Here is a 221-nt window from a genome sequence, read left to right as displayed (position 1 = left end):
GCCCGCACCGCCTTCACCGAATCCCTCGAAATCCGCCGCCGCATCCTGCAACGCCTCGGCGAAACCCCAGAGGCCCTGCGCGATCTCTCTATTTCACTCGAAAGAATCGGCAACACCGATCAGGCACTCGGCGATTGGAACCAGGCCCGCACCGCCTTCACCGAATCCCTCGAAATCCGCCGCCGCATCCTGCAACGCCTCGGCGAAACCCCAGAGGCCCT

At 64.3% G+C, this 221-nt stretch carries 1 protein-coding gene; it reads left to right on the top strand.

The genetic code is table 11. The features are described from left to right. Positions 1-221, top strand: a 221-nt coding sequence (locus tag BQ17_RS19970) for a tetratricopeptide repeat protein (RefSeq protein WP_141699406.1), incomplete at both ends; no start/stop codon positions are given.

The organism is Candidatus Thiosymbion oneisti, assembly GCF_900092655.1.
Lineage (GTDB): Bacteria > Pseudomonadota > Gammaproteobacteria > Chromatiales > Chromatiaceae > Thiosymbion > Thiosymbion oneisti.
Note: the sequence above shows the minus strand (reverse complement) of the source record. Positions and strands in the feature narration are given on the sequence as shown.